Annotated in this window: 16 protein-coding genes; 2 read left to right on the top strand and 14 right to left on the bottom strand. The window is 60.4% G+C overall.

Going from position 1 to position 17,003, the window contains the following annotated elements:
• Positions 1-8: 8 nt before the first annotated feature.
• The 4 genes from HMPREF3135_RS03510 to HMPREF3135_RS03495 all read right to left on the bottom strand — a co-directional run bounded on the left by HMPREF3135_RS03510 (position 9) and on the right by HMPREF3135_RS03495 (position 4,899).
• Positions 9-1,217: a glycosyltransferase family 4 protein gene (locus HMPREF3135_RS03510; RefSeq protein WP_016422034.1), complete on the bottom strand. Its 1,209-nt coding sequence runs from the start codon at positions 1,215-1,217 to the stop codon at positions 9-11.
• A 4-nt stretch (positions 1,218-1,221) separates the two neighbouring features.
• Positions 1,222-1,713 (bottom strand): DUF3592 domain-containing protein, encoded by a 492-nt coding sequence (locus tag HMPREF3135_RS03505; protein ID WP_049172339.1) that lies wholly within the window; start codon positions 1,711-1,713, stop codon positions 1,222-1,224.
• 67 nt (positions 1,714-1,780) lie between these two features.
• On the bottom strand, positions 1,781-3,520 hold the full coding sequence (menD, locus tag HMPREF3135_RS03500) for a 2-succinyl-5-enolpyruvyl-6-hydroxy-3-cyclohexene-1-carboxylic-acid synthase (protein WP_168163233.1): 1,740 nt from the start codon (positions 3,518-3,520) through the stop codon (positions 1,781-1,783).
• Between the two features lie 353 nt (positions 3,521-3,873).
• Complete coding sequence (locus tag HMPREF3135_RS03495) at positions 3,874-4,899, bottom strand: o-succinylbenzoate synthase (RefSeq protein WP_070438069.1); 1,026 nt, start codon at positions 4,897-4,899, stop codon at positions 3,874-3,876.
• A gap of 25 nt (positions 4,900-4,924) precedes the next feature.
• On the opposite strand from HMPREF3135_RS03495, the gene HMPREF3135_RS03490 reads away from it, so the two are divergent.
• Positions 4,925-5,893 carry a 1,4-dihydroxy-2-naphthoyl-CoA synthase gene (locus HMPREF3135_RS03490; protein ID WP_042389125.1) on the top strand — a complete coding sequence of 323 codons (969 nt, stop codon included), beginning with the start codon at positions 4,925-4,927 and terminating at the stop codon, positions 5,891-5,893.
• A gap of 110 nt (positions 5,894-6,003) precedes the next feature.
• On the opposite strand, the gene HMPREF3135_RS03485 is transcribed toward HMPREF3135_RS03490, so the two are convergent.
• From HMPREF3135_RS03485 to HMPREF3135_RS11095, 5 genes are all read right to left on the bottom strand, one after another.
• Positions 6,004-6,663, bottom strand: a complete 660-nt coding sequence (locus tag HMPREF3135_RS03485; RefSeq protein ID WP_080969612.1) for an ABC transporter ATP-binding protein — start codon at positions 6,661-6,663, stop codon at positions 6,004-6,006.
• Positions 6,664-6,842: 179 nt separating this feature from the next.
• Positions 6,843-7,892: a FecCD family ABC transporter permease gene (locus HMPREF3135_RS03480; protein WP_070438183.1), complete on the bottom strand. Its 1,050-nt coding sequence runs from the start codon at positions 7,890-7,892 to the stop codon at positions 6,843-6,845.
• A gap of 95 nt (positions 7,893-7,987) precedes the next feature.
• Complete coding sequence (locus tag HMPREF3135_RS03475; protein ID WP_224783767.1) at positions 7,988-9,109, bottom strand: ABC transporter substrate-binding protein; 1,122 nt, start codon at positions 9,107-9,109, stop codon at positions 7,988-7,990.
• 223 nt (positions 9,110-9,332) lie between these two features.
• Positions 9,333-10,733 carry an MATE family efflux transporter gene (locus tag HMPREF3135_RS03470; protein ID WP_065421727.1) on the bottom strand — a complete coding sequence of 467 codons (1,401 nt, stop codon included), beginning with the start codon at positions 10,731-10,733 and terminating at the stop codon, positions 9,333-9,335.
• On the bottom strand, positions 10,730-10,978 hold the full coding sequence (locus tag HMPREF3135_RS11095) for a hypothetical protein (RefSeq protein WP_241482443.1): 249 nt from the start codon (positions 10,976-10,978) through the stop codon (positions 10,730-10,732). Before HMPREF3135_RS11095 ends, HMPREF3135_RS03470 begins: the two co-directional genes overlap by 4 nt.
• Positions 10,979-10,984: 6 nt before the next feature.
• Between HMPREF3135_RS11095 and HMPREF3135_RS11555 the strand changes: the two genes are divergently transcribed.
• Positions 10,985-11,134: a hypothetical protein gene (locus HMPREF3135_RS11555; protein ID WP_246817631.1), complete on the top strand. Its 150-nt coding sequence runs from the start codon at positions 10,985-10,987 to the stop codon at positions 11,132-11,134.
• Between the two features lie 454 nt (positions 11,135-11,588).
• Here HMPREF3135_RS11555 and HMPREF3135_RS03460 read toward each other — a convergent pair whose 3' ends face one another.
• The 5 genes from HMPREF3135_RS03460 to HMPREF3135_RS03440 all read right to left on the bottom strand — a co-directional run bounded on the left by HMPREF3135_RS03460 (position 11,589) and on the right by HMPREF3135_RS03440 (position 16,849).
• Positions 11,589-12,341, bottom strand: a complete 753-nt coding sequence (locus HMPREF3135_RS03460; protein WP_016422021.1) for an ABC transporter ATP-binding protein — start codon at positions 12,339-12,341, stop codon at positions 11,589-11,591.
• Positions 12,338-13,288, bottom strand: a complete 951-nt coding sequence (locus HMPREF3135_RS03455; protein WP_016422020.1) for an ATP-binding cassette domain-containing protein — start codon at positions 13,286-13,288, stop codon at positions 12,338-12,340. Before HMPREF3135_RS03455 ends, HMPREF3135_RS03460 begins: the two co-directional genes overlap by 4 nt.
• On the bottom strand, positions 13,285-14,112 hold the full coding sequence (locus tag HMPREF3135_RS03450; protein ID WP_016422019.1) for an ABC transporter permease: 828 nt from the start codon (positions 14,110-14,112) through the stop codon (positions 13,285-13,287). Before HMPREF3135_RS03450 ends, HMPREF3135_RS03455 begins: the two co-directional genes overlap by 4 nt.
• Entirely contained in the window at positions 14,105-15,052 is a 948-nt protein-coding gene (locus tag HMPREF3135_RS03445; protein ID WP_016422018.1) for an ABC transporter permease, read from the bottom strand. Before HMPREF3135_RS03445 ends, HMPREF3135_RS03450 begins: the two co-directional genes overlap by 8 nt.
• A gap of 126 nt (positions 15,053-15,178) precedes the next feature.
• Complete coding sequence (locus HMPREF3135_RS03440; RefSeq protein ID WP_016422017.1) at positions 15,179-16,849, bottom strand: ABC transporter substrate-binding protein; 1,671 nt, start codon at positions 16,847-16,849, stop codon at positions 15,179-15,181.
• Positions 16,850-17,003 lie beyond the last annotated feature (154 nt).

Here is a 17,003-nt window from a genome sequence, read left to right as displayed (position 1 = left end):
TGTCCAGATTACGCGACCGACTTCTGACGCGTAGCAGCACCTGCATGGGAGGCATCAATCGCATCTGCTGCGACCTTGCTTGACGTCTCGGCCGCGGAAACCCCAGAAACCTCCTCGTAGTGGCGAACCAGGTCTGCACACAGTGCTTCCCAGGTGCGCTCGGTCACGGTGTCGCGGCAGCGGTTGCGCAGCTGCTTACGTGCCAGCTCATCGTCAACGAGCAGCAGCTTGTCGACCGCCTCAGCCAAATCGCGGGTGAAAGTCTTGGGTTCCAGCAGGTAGCCGTTGACGTCGTTGGTAATCAGGTCGCGCGGGCCGCCTGCGTTCGGAGCGATGGCCGGCACACCGGAGGCGTGGGCTTCCTGTACCGCCTGGCAGAAGGTTTCAAAGTCACCGGTGTGGACGAACACGTCCAGACTGGCGAATGCCGCTGCCAACTTATCGCCGGTGAGCTGTCCGGTAAAGACGGCATTCGGCATCTGCTTCTGCAGCTTCTGCAGCTCCGGGCCATTGCCGACAATGACCACCTGGATATCATCGCGGCCGTTCAGCGCTGCCAGCCGCTCCACAGACTTCTCCGCCGCGAGCCTGCCGACATAACCAACAATCGGCTTGCCCTCCGGGCTCCACTGCTTCCTGAGCTCTTCACTACGCTTTGTCGGAGTAAAGCGAACCGCATCAACACCGCGGCCCCAGCGGTAGACATCACGAATCTTGTGATCCTGCAGGTCCTCAATAGTCGGCGAGGACGGCGCCAGCGTTCGGGCGCAGGAGTTGTGAATCACGCGCGTCCACAACCACGCGGCCGTGGAGAGCCCCGCCAACTTGTAGTTCTTGGCAAAACCCGCAACGTCCGTCTGATAGATGGCCACAGCCGGGATGCCCAGTGCCTTGGCAGTCAGCGCGCCCGCACCACCGAGCACAAATGGCGAAGCCAAGTGGACAACATCCGGCTTAAACTGCGTCAGCGCCGACGCTACCCGACGGTTCGGCACACCAATCGGTAGCGAATCAATCAACGGCACCATCACAGTGGGCACACGCTCAATGCGGTAGTCGCAGTAGAACTCTGCCTCTTCCTGCCAGTCCCGAGCACCCGGCGCAATCACCAGCGCCTCGTGTCCTTCACGGCGTAAGTGTTCCAACACCCGCAGCACGGAGTTTGTCACTCCATTGATGTTGGGCAAGAAGCTTTCAGCAATGATGGCAACGCGCATGGTGCTAGTTTTCCATCTCGTCGGAAAGCGAAAGTGACCCTCTGTTTACCTTTTGGGGATCTCTTTGTAAACGACGGGTTGCGCGCAACGACGACCACCACAACGGCGCGACGACGAGAAATGTAACCACAGCGATACTGGTCGCCGGGAGAAGTGACAGCGTCCATGTGCGCCCGGCGACGCGGACGACATTGGGATCAGTGCGGTCGTATTCGACGCGGACGCGCTGCCCCTCTTCCAGACCAACGGGATAGAGCAAACCGGTTGGTGGCGACTGAAAATCGCCATTCTCGTCGACGAAATCAACCGTGGTGCGAAGGAGCTCGACCGAGCGCACATTGGCTACGGACTGCCCCATGTTCGACTCGATATTGCGGTCATTAATGAAGCAGCCAACCACCATGGCCAGACACGACAGCAACAGGCAAATCATCACAAAGAGCAGTACCTGACGAAGGAAGCGCGGCCAATTGGCCAGGGCAGTTTTCCACTGCATGGCGGTCGCGACCTCCTATTTTTCTGTCCCTGATTGTTTCCAGCTCTGATTGGATGCTGCCGGCCGGCTAGTGCTTGTCCAGCACCCCAATCTCCGCATTGTATGCCAGCTTGTGGTGCAACTGCCGACGCGTCGCACGTGTGGTCGCCACCTCGATGACGCGGATGCCGTCGACATCGGTATCCGGGTGCAGCTGCGCGAGCAGATCTGGGAGGCGGTCGACACGCACGTGCTCGACTCCGTAAGCCTGGCAGATGCCCTCAAAGTCCACGTCCTGCGGCGTGCCGAAGATGCGCTCGAAGCTTCCCCGCAGAGCCGGGCTGCCCGCCTCCAGCGTCTCGAAGATACCGCCACCGGCATCGTTGGCCACCACGATGGTGAGGTTTTCCGGCCTCGGCTCCAGCGGCCCAATCGCCAACGCTGCGGAGTCGTGCTGGAAAGTCAGGTCCCCCATCAGCGCAATCGTGCGCGGTGGTCGGATTTCGTCGGCATACTCGCGGTCGGATGCCAGCGCAATACCGATTGCTGTCGCCACCGTGCCGTCGATACCCGCAGCACCCCGTCCCGCATACGTGCTCACCCCAGGGAAAGGCAGGCCCGTGTACGACGCATCGCGCACCGGGTTCGACGCACCCAGCACCACATTGTCACCCGTGCGCAGGCTGTCCGTCAGCGCTGCCGCCACATGGAATCCGGTCAGCGGCTCCTCCGCCTCGATCGACTCGGCGAGCGTCTTCCGCACGGACTTCACCGCCAACTCACTGGCTGCCTCACAGATTTTCGTCCACTGCGGGTCCTGCTCCCCCACAGTCTGCACATGCTTTACGACGGCCCTTGCGTTCGCCGTCACATCCGGGAACTCCACCCCATAGCCGTGGTTTTCCGCATCCGAGACGACCGTCAGCTCGATGTCCGGATTGGCCAGCAGCTTCGAGATACCTCGGTGCAGCGTCGGCCGCCCTACCAACACAATCTGCTCCGGCGGAATCTGCGCGAAAGTACCCGCCGCAAGCGGGTGAACCGGGTACGCCGGCGCATACGCATTCGGCTCCGCGATAGTTGGCAGATCCTCCAGCTCTGGCAGATGTGGGGCATTCGAGCCCGCGATCACGAGTGTGCGGCGGCTGATGTCAATTGTGGCTGTGGTGGCCGTGGTGGCCGGGATGGTTGTGGCCGAGTTGGTTGCGATGGCGGCTACGCCGACGTTGTTACTGGTAGTAGGCGCAATCGTGGTCCAGGGGCCGCCGTCGGCGCGGCCCTCGGGGATGTCGGCGACGGAGTCGTCGTCAGGCACAAGCGGTTCGACAAAACGAACATTGAGGTGGCCGGCGCCGGATGCCATGGCGGCGACGACGCGGTCGATGCGAGCACGAATCTGCGCGGCGGTGGCCTTCGTGACCGGGGCGGTGCCGTCGAGATCGAACTCGACTACGGAGGCATCGGCGAACAGGCGGTCCTGGACGATAGTCTGATTCGCACCGGTGCCGCGGTAGTGTGCGGGGCGGTCAGCGGTCAGTGCCAGCAGCGGAATACCCGACGCGGTGGCTTCCACCATGGCGGGCACGAGGTTCGCCACTGCTGTGCCGGACGTTGTAATTACCGGGGTCACCTTGCGGGTGCGCGATGCCAGGCCCAGGGCGAGGAAGGCGGCGGAGCGTTCATCGACACGCACATGGAGGCGCACCTTCGCCGCATCGGCGGCCTGAACCAGGGCGCGCGCCAGCGGGGCCGACCGGGAACCCGGGCACACCACGGCATCGACCATGCCAAGACGCAGCAGCTCATCGACGATGAGACCCGCTACCACTGCGGATGGGGCTGCGGGAGTTGCAGGGGCCGCGGTGGATTGGGACGCCGGGGTTTTGGCTGCAGCGTCGGTTGCCGAGGCTGGGGTGCCAGCATCGGTGGTGGCGGCATTGGTGATGTTGGTGCCCGGGGTGTGCGAAGTCTGGGAGGTGTCCTGGTTGTCGTTCACACTCAATAGGCTACTTGTCTGGGCAGATATCGGACTTGTTGGGAGTTACTGACCCCGTTTATGTCAGTTTGGAAGCCGTTTTTCGGGCTCAAAGTGTCATAAACGGGGTCAGTAACTCTGGGTGTTCCGAGGGTTGATGCAGGTGGCGAGCAGCTACAGGTGGGATTAGACCGCCAAATGCGCCACTACAGGTAGGCATACGCCGCGCGGAGGCGGTCGAACCACCAATAGCGGCGGAGCCTCGGCGCGGCGAGCTCGGCCAGGCGGGAAGGGTCGGGCGCGGGGTTGGTGACGGGCAGTCGGCCATCGATAAGTGGGCGGGGCTCGATGACGTCCTCGATAAACAGCGAGGACGTGGCCAAACCCGCCGCGTTCGGCTCCGGCTGCAGCTCGGTAGTAGGCAGGGCCGCCGCCGCGAACAAGCCGGCAGCCATGCCAACGCCGGTGTCCAACGCGCTGGCGACGGTCACCTTCATCTCCAGCTCCTCGGCCAACCGAAGCAAGCGGCGTGGCCCACCAAGTGGCGCGACCTTCATTACGCCCACGTCAGCCGCCTGTTCGCGCGCAACCAAATACGGATCCTCAGCCTTGCGGATTGACTCATCGGCCGCAACCGGGCAAAAGTCCCCCACTGCGTCGCGGACCTGCCGCAGCTCGGCGACAGTCGCAACGGGCTGTTCCATATACTCCAGCGGGCCCAACTCATGAGCGGCGCGGATGGCCTGCTCCACCGACCAGCCACGGTTCGCATCCACCCGCACCACAGGTTCATAGCCATAAGCTTCGGCCACCGCGGTACGGACGGAGGCTACGCGCTCGATGTCGTCGTTAAGCGATTGGCCGCGCTCTGCGACCTTGACCTTGAACGTGCGGCACCCGGGGTAACGCCCCACGACCTCCCGCACCTGCTCGGGCGTGACGGCGGGGATGGTGGCGTTGACCTCGACAAACTCGCGCTTCGGGGTGGGCAGGCCGACGTAGGCGCATTCGATGGCCGAGCGCAGCCACGCGGCAGCTTCGGGCGCCTCGTACTCCAGGAAGGGCGCGAACTCTCCCCAGGTAACGGGGCCGTCGATGAGAAGCGCTTCGCGGGTGGTGACGCCGCGGAATTTCACCGCCATGGGAAGCGCCACGACGTGGGCGCGGTCGAGAATGTCGTCGATTGGCGGAAGCTGGATGTTGGGCGCAGCGGACACAGACATACCCCTCATGCTAGAGACCTTTATGCTGGAAGCCATGACTGATACCGCGAAGTACTCGACCGATAACCCCTTCCGCCCTGAGCAGTGGAAGACGGTTGATGGTTTTGAGGATTTGACCGACATCACCTACCACCGCCACGTCGGCGAGGGCCGCGAAAACGGCATTGTGCGCATTGCTTTTGATCGCCCGGAGGTTCGTAACGCGTTCCGCCCGCACACTGTCGATGAGCTCTACCGCGCGCTCGACCACGCGCGTCGCACCCCGGATGTCGGCGTTGTGCTGCTGACCGGTAACGGCCCGAGCACCAAGGACGGTGGCTGGGCATTCTGTTCGGGTGGTGACCAGCGCATTCGCGGTCGTTCCGGCTACCAGTACGCCACATCCCACGAGCATGACGACGCTACCGCGGACGCATCCACCATCGATACCGCGCGTGCCAAGGTCGAGGGTGGCCGCCTGCACATCCTGGAGGTGCAGCGCCTGATTCGCACTATGCCGAAGGTTGTCATTGCCGTGGTCAATGGTTGGGCCGCAGGTGGCGGACACTCCCTGCACGTGGTGTGTGACCTGACACTGGCATCCCGCCAGGAGGCCCGCTTTAAGCAGACCGACGCTGACGTGGGATCTTTCGATGCCGGCTATGGCTCGGCCTACCTGGCGAAGCAGGTTGGTCAGAAGTTTGCCCGCGAGATTTTCTTCCTCGGCCGTTCCTACGACGCTGAGACCATGCACCGCATGGGCGCTGTCAACGAGGTCGCCGACCACGCTGAGCTGGAAGATGTCGCGGTGGAGTGGGGCCGCATGATCAACGGTAAGTCCCCAACGGCGCAGCGCATGCTGAAGTTCGCTTTCAACCTGACCGATGACGGACTGATGGGCCAGCAGGTCTTCGCGGGCGAGGCTACTCGCCTGGCGTACATGACCGACGAGGCCGTCGAGGGCAAGGAAGCGTTCCTGGAAAAGCGTGACCCGAACTGGGACGAGTTCCCGTTCTACTACTAGGGGCAGTTAGGGGGGGGGCGCCGGCTGGGGCGCTCGTCGGGCCCTGCACTTTAGCGCTCATTCGTGGCTGTAGAACAGCCGAGAGCGTGCGCTACAGTCACGGGTCTGCGCTAGAGTGCCTCCGACGCTTCGACCGCCAGCCCGCCATTGCGAGTCGGGAGCACCGCACCTTCTACCTGATAAACCTCTCGCAGCATAGCTTCATTAATGACCTCTGCCGGAGGCCCTGCACTGCTGACCCGACCATCGGCTAGAACAACCACATGTTCGCAAAAGCGCGCCGCTTGCCCCAGGTCATGAAGTGTCATCACTACCGCGCAGGGCAATTCCCGCGCACACTTGCGTACCTGCCCGAGAAGCATCAATTGGTTACGCAGGTCGAGTGCGCTGGTGGGCTCGTCGAGAAGCAATACCCGAGGTCGTCGCACAACCGCCTGCGCAAAACTCACCAACTGCCGCTGTCCCCCAGACAACTCAGACATCAGCCGCGATGACAACGCAACCAACCCAAGTCGTTCAATGGTGGCCTGCACTTCTGCCCGCACTGTGGATCCGACACGCAGTGCGGAAAACCCAGAAAACGACTGTTGCCGGGCAAGCAGGACGCTTTCGTACACGGTCAATGAGCTCAGCGGCGGAGGGTCCTGTGGCAAATATAGAGATCTTTCAGCACGTACCTGCCCCGAGCAGTTTTCAAGGCCCGCCAAACACCTCAGCAGTGTCGATTTGCCAGCTCCGTTGGGACCGACCAACGCAGTCACGCTTCCCATCGGAAGAGGCCCAACGTCGACATTGTGCAGGACATGATGGCCGTCGTAAGCAAAAGACACTCCTCGCGCGCTAAGAGCGGACGATTCTGGAGGGGTTTCGCCGAGGGGTTTACCGTCAGGTTTACTGGGGCTGTCGTGATGACCATGTACAGCGTCGTTCCCGACAAAGCGACTTGCCTTTAGCCAACCCACATTTTCCTCCTCTGGCCAGCGATAATCGCGACAAATACGGGCACTCCTACAATTGCGGTAATAATGCCTACGGGAAGAATTACACCCGGTTGAATCACCTTCGACACTGCCGATGCCGCAACCAGAAGCAGCGCCCCTACCAAAGTCGAAGCAGTAAGAAAATAACGTTGATCTTCGCCTACCAATAAGCGCGCAACGTGTGGGCCGACGAGACCGATAAATCCAATCGTACCGGCCATCGACACAGCGGTTGCCGCCATAAAGGACACCACGATAAGGGTCAGCGCACGCAGTCGATCAACGTCTACGCCAAGGGCTTTTGCGCGGTCATCGCCCATCCGGAATGCAGTCAGCGACCAGGCATTGAGGTAAAAGAAGAGTAGCCCCATCACGAATATCACCGCGAGCAACGCAATCTGCGTCCAGTTCGAGCGGGTGAGACTACCCATCGTCCAGAACACAACCTGTTCCAACTGCGTCTCCGAGGCCAGGTATTGCATCAGGGCCAGTAGAGCGTCGAAAAAGAATACAATCGCGATACCGAGGAGAATCATCCCCTCGACTCCTGGGCCACGAAATCGGGAAAAGAGCAGAATCGCAGCGCAGGCCAGCATCGCGAACACCCACGCAGTCCCGGCCATCCCCAGCACCGCACCGATTCCCTCAGAAGCGAAGCCGGTGACCACAGCCAGGGCAGCACCGAATCCGGCCGCCGCTGACACGCCCAGGGTGTACGGCTCGGCCCGGGGATTTCCCAGAATTGTCTGCATTTGTGAGCCCGCCGCTGCCAGCGTCGCTCCGACGAGCACTGCAGTCACGGTCATCGGAAGCCGAATGTCGAAAACAATCTGGTGGTCAATGGGTCGCGCACCAACCGGATGGGTCAATGTATGCAAAACTTCGCTGGCAGGCATGCTACCGCCACCGAGTAGAAAGTCAGCAAGCGATGTCAAAGCCAACACCACAGTAATCAGAGCGATTATCACCCACTTCTTCCGTGCTGCGCGCTGATACCAGTGAAAAGTTGACTGCACCATTACTCTATCAGGGCTGACTTCCTGCTCCCCGCGAACGGCGTCTCCGCTCCCCTGCGTTGTTGCCAGGTTTCCGTGCGAAACTTGCATGTTCGACATCACTCCAGCCCAGTCCAGAAGGTGCCCGAGGCCTCGATTGGCAGGAACTTATCGTGCAGGTCCTGTACCTCTCGTTCAGTGTCAATGTCGCCGAACAAGTCCGGGTGCATGGCCTTTGCAAACATCTCGACTGCCAGGAAGTTATATGGCGAATCGTAAAAATGATGCCATGCGACGAAAGTACGCTTACTTTTCACCGCGTCGACTTCACGCACAGCGGGCTGCTTACCGACGACATCGTGAAGGGCCTTTTGCGCCTCTTCCTTCGATTCCGAGTAACCCAGCGGTACGTAATTTCCTTCCTTGACCGGAGTCTTACCCTGATCCCAGTCTGCGCCTGTGGCAATGATGACTTCAGGATTCTTCCCGGCCAATGCCTCTGGCGATACCTGCCCTTGCTTCGCATCAATCATTTCGTCGCCAAGGTTTAGTCCACCGGCAAAATTGACAATCTGCGCCAGGTTGGACTTGGCGAAGGTTGAGCAGCAGTCAAAGTAACCGGGTGCTCGCCACAGGAATGTCGGTGTCGGTGCTGGTTTCTTCTCGGCAAGGCGGTCAGCGACCTTGTTGACCTTCTTCTCGTAGTAGTTGATAAAGTCTTCCGCCTGCTTTTCACGCCCCAGCAGTTGTCCCATCATTCGAATACTGGGCTCGGTGTTTTTCACTGGGTCAATGAAGTAGTCGACAGTCACCGTCGGCACGCCTGCCTTTTCTAATCCATCAACGATTCCAGCATCTTTAGCCGCGTCGAAGACACCCGCATTTACTACGAAGACATCGGGTCGGGACTCCAGAGCCTGTTCCAGCGACATAGTGTTGTTGTAAATCTCGCCTGTGGTCGGGATGTCCTTGATTTTGGGGAACTTCTCAACGTAGCGGTCGTAAGTGGCTTTGTCGTTTTCCTTCAGGTCCTCTGGCCAGGCAACGATCTTGTCAGTTGGATTGTCTGGGTTCAGAAGCGCCGTCGTGTAAAGCATCTTCTGCCCGCCCATCAGGATTCGCTCGACATTCTGCGGGACTTTAACTTCGCGTCCTAGCGCATCGACGACGGTACGCTTCTCACTGCTAGCGGATGCGTCTCCATTTCCATCTGAGCAAGCGGCGAGAAGGACGAGCGACATGCATAGGAGTACCGCGAAAAGCACCCTTGCGGGGAAGTCACGCAGTAGCACGCTTGGAGTAAGAGGAGAACTAACCTTCATTTTCTTCATTTTCTTCTTTCCGGAGCAGGCGGTCAGTCGACCGCATATTCAGCTCCTCGGATCCCCTTCGGTAGAGGGAAAACGTCATCTTTACGTGGATGGTTCAGACTATTTCTGGATGGGTGTTACGAAGCTTCGGCCGTCACACGGAACTAGTGGGTTGCAGGTGACGCTGCAGAGCGCGGTAAAGCAGAGCAGCGGTCGTGGAAAAGCCAAGGATGAGCCCAACCCAAACGCCATATCCTTCCCAACGAAGGCCAAGGCCAAGAATCAGGAGAGCTGGAACCCCCACCGCCCAGTAGCCCCAAAGGGTCGCACTGAGACCCGACTTCGTGTCGCGCAGCCCACGAAGGAGCCCCACCAGCACGTTCTGGGAGCCTTTAGCGAACTGCTGAAGCACGGCAAGGCACAACAAGATTGTCGCTATATGGCGTACATCGGGATTGGCACTAACGTTGGAATCAGTAAGGAACAGTCCAACGACGTACTTGCCCAGTAGCAACCAGAGCAAACCGACGACGGCAAGATAAATACCCACTGCGTGCAAAACCCGACGTGATACCTGTTTGACTGCCTCGGCACCATCCGCTAATGCACGGCTGACCAGTATAGATCCTCCGTGCGAGAAGCCGATACATACTTGGTAGACGATATAAGCGAGTTGGTTAACAACGGTGTGCGCTGCCAGCATGACTGGGCTAACCAGGCCCATCGCTAGACCTGCGATAGTAGTAATCGCAGCTTCAGAGCCGTAGGTAAGCGAAACTGGAATCCCAAGCCGAATAATGCGCCTCATGCATGCTGCGTCGCCGGGCCTCGGAATGACCGCGAAGAATTTCCGTAGCTGACGGTCTCTTTGCAGCAAGCCAGCAAAGGACAGCAGGGTAAAAACCTGGACGCAGGTGGTCGACAGACCGATGCCCACCAGTCCCCATGCAGTTCCCCATTCATTGACACTTGTTAGCCGGAGGAATCCAGCGTTGAGAGCAGCGTTGACAACGATGGAGATGAGCGTAACCACCAGCAGAGAGCCCGGCCGACGCATGCCGACTGCAAACTGCCGCAGGACATTGAGCCAAATCATCGGGATAAGGCCTGGTGCAAGCGCGACCGTCATCGAGAACGCTAGCTCGGCAACAGTGTCGTCGATGGGCAAGATGAGTGCAAGCGCACCAAATGAAATCACGATGAGGCCACCAATGATTGCAGTTGCGGTACCGACGGCCATGCAACTGCGTACCGCTTGGCGGATTCGCTCAGCCGCAACTTCCTCGCCTGTCTTTTCCCACTCCGACGCGGCCTCGGCTACTAGGTTGCCTCCGGCGGTGACCATACCGACACACATGGTGCGAATCTGGTTGTAGAACTGCATTGCGAGTCCGCCGCCGGCAATTGCCACTACACCGAGGGTCTGCAGCATCAGCACATCGGTCGTGGTTAGCGCAACCCCCGCTAGCTGAACGCCCGCGATGGGTAGCGCAAGCGAATAGACATCACGGTAGGACACGGTTTGCTGGCCAATTGCACGAGCTGGATTTATCACCCGGCCACCTCGAAGGAACTAGCAATGGCACGAGAATCACCATAGGCTCTGAGCATTCGCGAAACTTGACGCTCCATAACTTCTGAATACAAATGATTTTTCTGAAGCCAATCAGTATCAAAAATTGTGTCGAGATATTTCTCACCAGCATCACAAACAATGACGACCATTGTTGTTCCTGCCTGAAACTCGTGTAGATGACGCAAACCTTCGTAGATTGCAGCACCTGCTGTGCCTCCAACCATGAGCCCATGTTCCCTAGCCAACACTCGGGCCACGGCGAATGCCTTGACATCGCTAACTTTGACTCCATGGTCGATGAGGTCGTAGCGGGAGTTCGCGAGGCTCCAACTTTTTGGCAGTCCATTAGCGCGTATGGCATGCCGCTTTCATCGTCGTAGAGACTAATGGTGGTGTAGTACTTATCTGGGTTGTCGCTTCCGTGGCGATAAGAGGTCTTGTATCCAACGAGATCACGGTTGGCATCAAAACCGAGCATCGAAAAAGCAATCGAGTCCCGGCTCTCAACCGGTAAGTCAATCATCATTTTTGTCGGGCACTGCGAGGAACCTTCCGCGAATGCCAAGTATCCATCTTCTACTGCACGGATAACCAGCGAAGGTTCGAGTTCGATATCTTCCAAGTCCGATCGGGTCAAAAGTCGAAGCTTTGGAGTTTTTGAATCAATCAATAGAAGTCCTTCAAGCAAGTAACGATTGATAGCCAACCATTCAACCAACAAAAGGAGAGCCTACACTACCTGCCATAGGTATGGCTACCCTAATTCCTAAATTCTATCGGCGATCACAGGCAGTGAAGGTTCAATGACTCCAAGCTGGGCGCTAAGCAATATCGCTACTCTAAGGCGACGACGCCGTCGCACACGGCGGCGAGAAGCCTGTGTTCATGGCTAATCATGAGAACACCGCCGCCAGATACGGCGAAATCCCGGATGACCTCGACGATTGCCGCGGAGTTGGCGGCGTCGAGCATGGCGGTCATCTCGTCGCAGATGAGGTAGCGTGGACCGGCGGCCAGGGTGCGAGCGACTGCGGCACGCTGGAGCTGCCCGTCTGAGACCTGGCTAGGGAAGCGATCGAGAAGGTCCGGAGTCAGCCCAACGTTTCGAATGAGCTCGTCGATGTCCACACTTTTCCCGGTTCGCTGACCATCCCGCCGCCCTTGCCGCCCCTGTCGTGCGGCTGAGCGAATGGTGCGCCCCAAAGTCATCCGCGGGTCGCAGGACCTTCGGGGAGACTGAAACACCATCCCAATCTGGCCACGAACCCGCTGCCCGGCGCGGCTGCGCACAGCGCCGACCGGCACCCCGTCGCAGAAGCACTGCCCTAAATCGGGCACTTCCAGGCCTGCGAGGATACGGCCGAGCGTGGACTTGCCAGCCCCCGAAGGCCCACGAAGCCCGACGATCTGCCCTGGATCAACCCTGATGGAAACGTCCGATAAAACGACTCTCGCAGAGCCGTCCTTGGCGCCGAATGACTTCGACACGTTCTCGGCGACCAGCGCTTTGCCACTCGCCTGCGCGTCACAGCTCACCGAAGCCTGCTCACTCACCAACGCCTTACTCACCACAGCCTCCTCGTTCATTTCCCCGCCTCCTCGAGCCTGCGCGCGTAGCAATAGTCCTCGTCCAGGTTCGTCAAGCTCGGCACCACGCCGGGCATCGGCCGCATGCCGTTTTCGGGCAGCGCTGCGAGCAGGTCGCGCATGTATTCGCTGGCTGGGGCCTCAATCACCTGTTTTGCCGGTCCCGTCTCCTCAAGGCGCGATGCGTACATCACTGCAACTCGGTCGGCGATGCCGCTATCGCGCAGCTCGGAAATGTCGTGCGTAATTAGCATGACTCCCACACCACTGTCGGCGATTTGGCGAAGCATGCGCAGCAGGGCCATGGTCAGGTCGGGGTCGAGGGAGGCCGTCGGCTCGTCAGCAATCACCAGAGCAGGGTCGCCAGCCAGGGCGAATGCCACTGCTGCGCGCTGCGCCATACCCCCGGAAAGTTCGTGGGGATACAGCGCCGCGACCTCCGCATCCAGGCTGACTCGCCGCAGCATCTCCTCCACCGTGTGGTTGCGCCCCAGAACGGAAATTGTTTCTTTTAGCTGTGCCCCGACCGTGCGCACCGGTGTCAAAAACGTCGCCGCCGACTGCGGTACTAGCGCGATTTGCCGCCCCGCCAGCTCCTCGTCAGTGCGAGCAAGGCCCGCGCCGGTACGTCGCCGCGCCAGAATTTCGATGGGCTCGGCGTTCCTCTCCGCTTCTGCACCACTGTCAGCTGCCCCTTCGCGCGGATAGAAACGCACCTGCCCCTCTACTCTCGCGTGCGGCGGCAGCATGCCAACCACCGCCGAGGCAATAATCGACTTTCCGCAGCCCGACTCACCCACAACCGCGACGACCTCTCCCCTACCCACAGTCAGGGACACGCCCGTCGCGGCATGCACCACGTCACCACCGCGCAGGGGAATCCGCACTGTCAGTCTCTCAATGTCCAGCAGCTTCTCTCGCTTGCCGACGCCCTCCCGAGCACTCACACCAGCACCTCCTGTCCGGTCACCCGCTCCTTCAAATGCGTGCCGACGGCCGCAATACACAACGTTGTGGCGACGAGGAAAAACGAGGGAAACACCAAAATCCACCAATGGCCGAGAAGCAGGGCGCCCTCGGCGTCGGCAAGCAGAGTCCCGAGAGACGGCTTGTGCGGCGGCAGGCCCACCCCAAGGAAAGACAGCGTCGACTCGTGCCAGATTGCGTGCGGGATCAGCAAGATAAGGCCGACCAAGGACTGCCCCAGTGCCGCCGGAACAACGTGCCGAGCTAGCACGCGTGCGCGGCTCATTCCGGACAGGAGCGCGGCCTCGACGAACTCGGCGCCCCGCAGATGCAGCACGGACGCACGGACCGTTCGGGTGATGGTCACCCAGTGCGTCAGTACCAGGGAGATGATGATTGCGGGGACCGAGCCTCGGAAAAGGCTGACGATGAGCAGCCCCAGTAGCAGGTGCGGCAGCGCGTTGGTGACGTCGGCGCTGCGCATAATGACGCGGTCGACGCGCCCGCCGAGCATGCCTGCGGTAACGCCGAGGACGATACCGACGATCGCCGAGCACACTGCCGTGACCAGTGCAATGAAAAGGGAAATGCGCATTCCCGCAGCAACTCGAACGAAAACGTCGTGCCCCTTCGAATCGGTACCGAAGAAGTGCTCAGGCCCCGGGGCGACACCGGAATTGGCAAAGTCGGTGAGCACCAGGTCGGAGTCGTGAAACAGCGGAGTTAAAAAGGCGTAGGCAGCGATGAGGACCAGGCACGCCACGGCCACGACCGGGGCGACCGGCCTCTTTGTCGTTTTAAGCATCTGCATCCACCCGTGGGTCGAGGACGACGAAGGCGACGTCGGCAAGCAGATTTCCGAGCAGGACGATAGCCGTCGTCGCGATAGTGAGAATGCTCAGCAGCGGAAAGTCCAAGCTCTGAGCCGATTTGACCAGCGCGGTTCCGAGCCCAGGCCACGCGAAGACCGCCTCCACCAGTGTCGATCCGACGACCAGCTCAGACAGTCGCGCGCCGATGAGCGCGAGGAAAGGCGGCACTGCGGTCGGCAGGATATGGGAGAAAATAATCGTTCGGCGCGGAATGCCGCGGACCTGCGCTCCGGTGACCGCGCCGGAGTCCATGACCTCGACGATGGACTCACGCAACGACAGCACCAGCCACGGCACCTGCGTAATCGCAAGAACGACAGCTGGCAGCGTAAGGTGCGCCACCGTAGAGGAGAAAGTCACGGGCTCGCCCGGGTAGGTCAGGCCTCCGGTGGGAAATAGCTTCCAGGCCAACGCAAAAAGGCCGAGGCCGCCGAGTGCAACGACGAAGGGCGGGGTCGCCTGAATCACCGTCGAGATCGACAGGACTAGCCGGTCTAGCACTCCCCCGCGCCGCACCGCAGCCCACAGTGCCAGAACGAATGACAGCGCGATAGCTCCGGCAAGTCCGCAGGCGCCGAGCAGCATCGTCCACGGCAGACGCTCGGCGAGCACCTGCGTCACCGGCTGTGAGTAGGACCTCGAAATGCCAAGGTCGCCCACCGCCAGGCCCTGCAGCCACACCAACCACGACTCCCACCAGGGCCTATCCAGCCCCAACTGGTGAGAAATCGAGACTCTCTGCGCTTCGGTCAGGTTGCCCGCCTGACCTTTGAGATACGCATCCAAAGGGTCGAAGGGGCTCACCGCCGCCAGCGCGAACACTGCTGCCGTCACCGCCACAACGATGGGAACGGCTACCAGCACTCGCCTCACGACGATTCCTGCGACCTGCCGTTTCCGGCTCTTGAAACGGGGTTGATGCTCAGAGGGGTGTAGACGCGGGTGTGAGTGCGGGCGCGAGCGAGGGTGAGGACGTGGGTGTGGCTCGGCTTCTGTCATTTACTTGTGCCATGCCCCCAGGTTGAACCACGGGCCGAAGTTCAGGCCGTGGGCATGGGGCTCAAGGATGGCATCCGGGTGCGTGTAGCCACGGTCGCGCTCGACATAGACATGGTCAACGTAGACCAGCTGCAGCATGGCGGGCTTTTCGGCGTAGAGCTTCTGAATCTTACGGTAGAGCTCGTCTCGCTTGGCCTGGTCCGCTTCGACGCGCGCCTGGTCGAGCAGCTTGTCGATCTCCGGGTTGACGTAGTCGGAGCCGTTATCCCACTTGGCACCGGCACCCGGCTCAGCGTACTTGGAGTGCAAGATTGAGTAGATCTGGCCGTCGACGGAGTACGGGGTACCGCCTCCTCCCAGCATGACCGGGGTCTTGGCGTAGTCCTCGCGGGTGACAGACTTGGAATCACGGGCGACCGGATTGACCTCAATGCCGACCTTCTTCAGGTCGGAGGCTGCGGCCAACGTCAGGTCAGTGCGGGCGTGATCGCGGTTCGGGAAGTAGATGACATCGAATGCGGCGCGCTGGCCGTCCTTCACGCGGATTCCGTCCGAGCCCTTCTTCCACCCAGCGTCGTCGAGAAGCTTCTCGGCTTTCGCGGTGTCGTGCTTGATCTCGGCGGTCGGGTCGTAGGCGTCGCCGTAGAAGTCCGCGAGGAAGGTGGAGTTCGGCTTCGCGTGGCCCTTCATCACGTCTTTCGCCATGGCCTCACGGTTGACAGCCAGGTTGACCGCATTGCGGATTGCCTGGTCACCGGTGACCGGGTTGCCCGCTGGAAGGGTGATTCCGCGCCAGTCCGCCGAATGCGCCGACTCGACCTTGAATCCCTCCTGGCCTTCAAATTCCTGCGCCAACGCCGGCTCCATAATGGTTCCGTCGCCCTCGCCGCCGCGCAGCTGCTGAGCACGGGAGTTTTCGTCCTGATTGACTCGGTAAATGACTTTCTTCAGCTCAGGGGCCCCGCCGTGATAATCCTCGCGGGCCGTGAAGATGGCCTCGTCGGCACGCAAAGATTCGAGCTTGAACGGGCCAGTTCCCACGGGCTTGGTATTGAGATCTGAGTCCTCGGCGGGCTTCAAATCATCGAAGTTGAAGGCCTCCGACGGGGCGATGCCGTTGAGGAGCTGGTGATCGAATTCCGCGTACGGGATATTCAGCTCGAAGACGACCTTGTCTCCGTCGGCGTGCACCTCATCGAGCATTTCCCAGTTCGGAGCCTCAGAGGAGGCCGAGCGCTCGTCGAGGATGGCCTTGTAGGTCGCCACGACGTCCTCCGGCCCGAAGGTGGTCCCGTCGGAGAAGGTGATTCCGTCCTTGATTGGAACGGTCCACGTTTTGTTGCCATTGCTCGGCTCGGCGGGGCCGGAGGCTAGCAGAGGCTCAAAGTCGACGGGCTTCGTGGAGGTGTCACCCGACACCGGCTTGAGCCGGAAAAGGCCCTCGTAGACCGGGGAATCGCCGGACCTGCTGTAACCAGCAACCGGGTTGTATCCGCCGGTTTCGTTGTTATCCAGCAGGACCAGGGTCTGCTCGGCGCTGGCGCCGGAGTCCCCGGCGGCACCGGAGGCGGACTTATCATCGGGGTTCGAACAGGCGGTCAACCCGAGGCCACAAATCGCAAGTGCAGAGACCGAGACAGCCAGGGTTCGCCCCGTGCGGGTAGAAAACATTTACTCCCCTTTATTGAAGGATAGGCACAACTAAGTAGTAACCGTTTTCATTATCTACTCATTGGAAACTTTATTTCAATGGTTCAAAATCTTTTCTTCTTGTTGCGCAAATGTTTAGAACCCAGGTAAAAGGCAGAAAAATCCCGAAGACCTG

This window comes from Corynebacterium sp. HMSC14H10, from assembly GCF_001807105.1.
GTDB lineage: Bacteria > Actinomycetota > Actinomycetes > Mycobacteriales > Mycobacteriaceae > Corynebacterium > Corynebacterium jeikeium_D.
Note: the sequence above shows the minus strand (reverse complement) of the source record. Positions and strands in the feature narration are given on the sequence as shown.

What these genes read in the sequence shown, in the direction of transcription:
- HMPREF3135_RS03510 (WP_016422034.1), bottom strand. Translation starts at nt 1,217, where the DNA reads ATGCGCGTTGCCATCATTGCTGAAAGCTTCTTGCCCAACATCAATGGA.
- HMPREF3135_RS03505 (WP_049172339.1), bottom strand. Translation starts at nt 1,713, where the DNA reads ATGCAGTGGAAAACTGCCCTGGCCAATTGGCCGCGCTTCCTTCGTCAG.
- HMPREF3135_RS03495 (WP_070438069.1), bottom strand. Translation starts at nt 4,899, where the DNA reads ATGAGGGGTATGTCTGTGTCCGCTGCGCCCAACATCCAGCTTCCGCCA.
- HMPREF3135_RS03490 (WP_042389125.1), top strand. Translation starts at nt 4,925, where the DNA reads ATGACTGATACCGCGAAGTACTCGACCGATAACCCCTTCCGCCCTGAG.
- HMPREF3135_RS03485 (WP_080969612.1), bottom strand. Translation starts at nt 6,663, where the DNA reads ATGGGAAGCGTGACTGCGTTGGTCGGTCCCAACGGAGCTGGCAAATCG.
- HMPREF3135_RS03480 (WP_070438183.1), bottom strand. Translation starts at nt 7,892, where the DNA reads ATGGTGCAGTCAACTTTTCACTGGTATCAGCGCGCAGCACGGAAGAAG.
- HMPREF3135_RS03475 (WP_224783767.1), bottom strand. Translation starts at nt 9,109, where the DNA reads ATGTCGCTCGTCCTTCTCGCCGCTTGCTCAGATGGAAATGGAGACGCA.
- HMPREF3135_RS11095 (WP_241482443.1), bottom strand. Translation starts at nt 10,978, where the DNA reads ATGGTTGGAGGCACAGCAGGTGCTGCAATCTACGAAGGTTTGCGTCAT.
- HMPREF3135_RS11555 (WP_246817631.1), top strand. Translation starts at nt 10,985, where the DNA reads ATGTTCCCTAGCCAACACTCGGGCCACGGCGAATGCCTTGACATCGCT.
- HMPREF3135_RS03460 (WP_016422021.1), bottom strand. Translation starts at nt 12,341, where the DNA reads ATGAACGAGGAGGCTGTGGTGAGTAAGGCGTTGGTGAGTGAGCAGGCT.
- HMPREF3135_RS03450 (WP_016422019.1), bottom strand. Translation starts at nt 14,112, where the DNA reads ATGCTTAAAACGACAAAGAGGCCGGTCGCCCCGGTCGTGGCCGTGGCG.
- HMPREF3135_RS03440 (WP_016422017.1), bottom strand. Translation starts at nt 16,849, where the DNA reads ATGTTTTCTACCCGCACGGGGCGAACCCTGGCTGTCTCGGTCTCTGCA.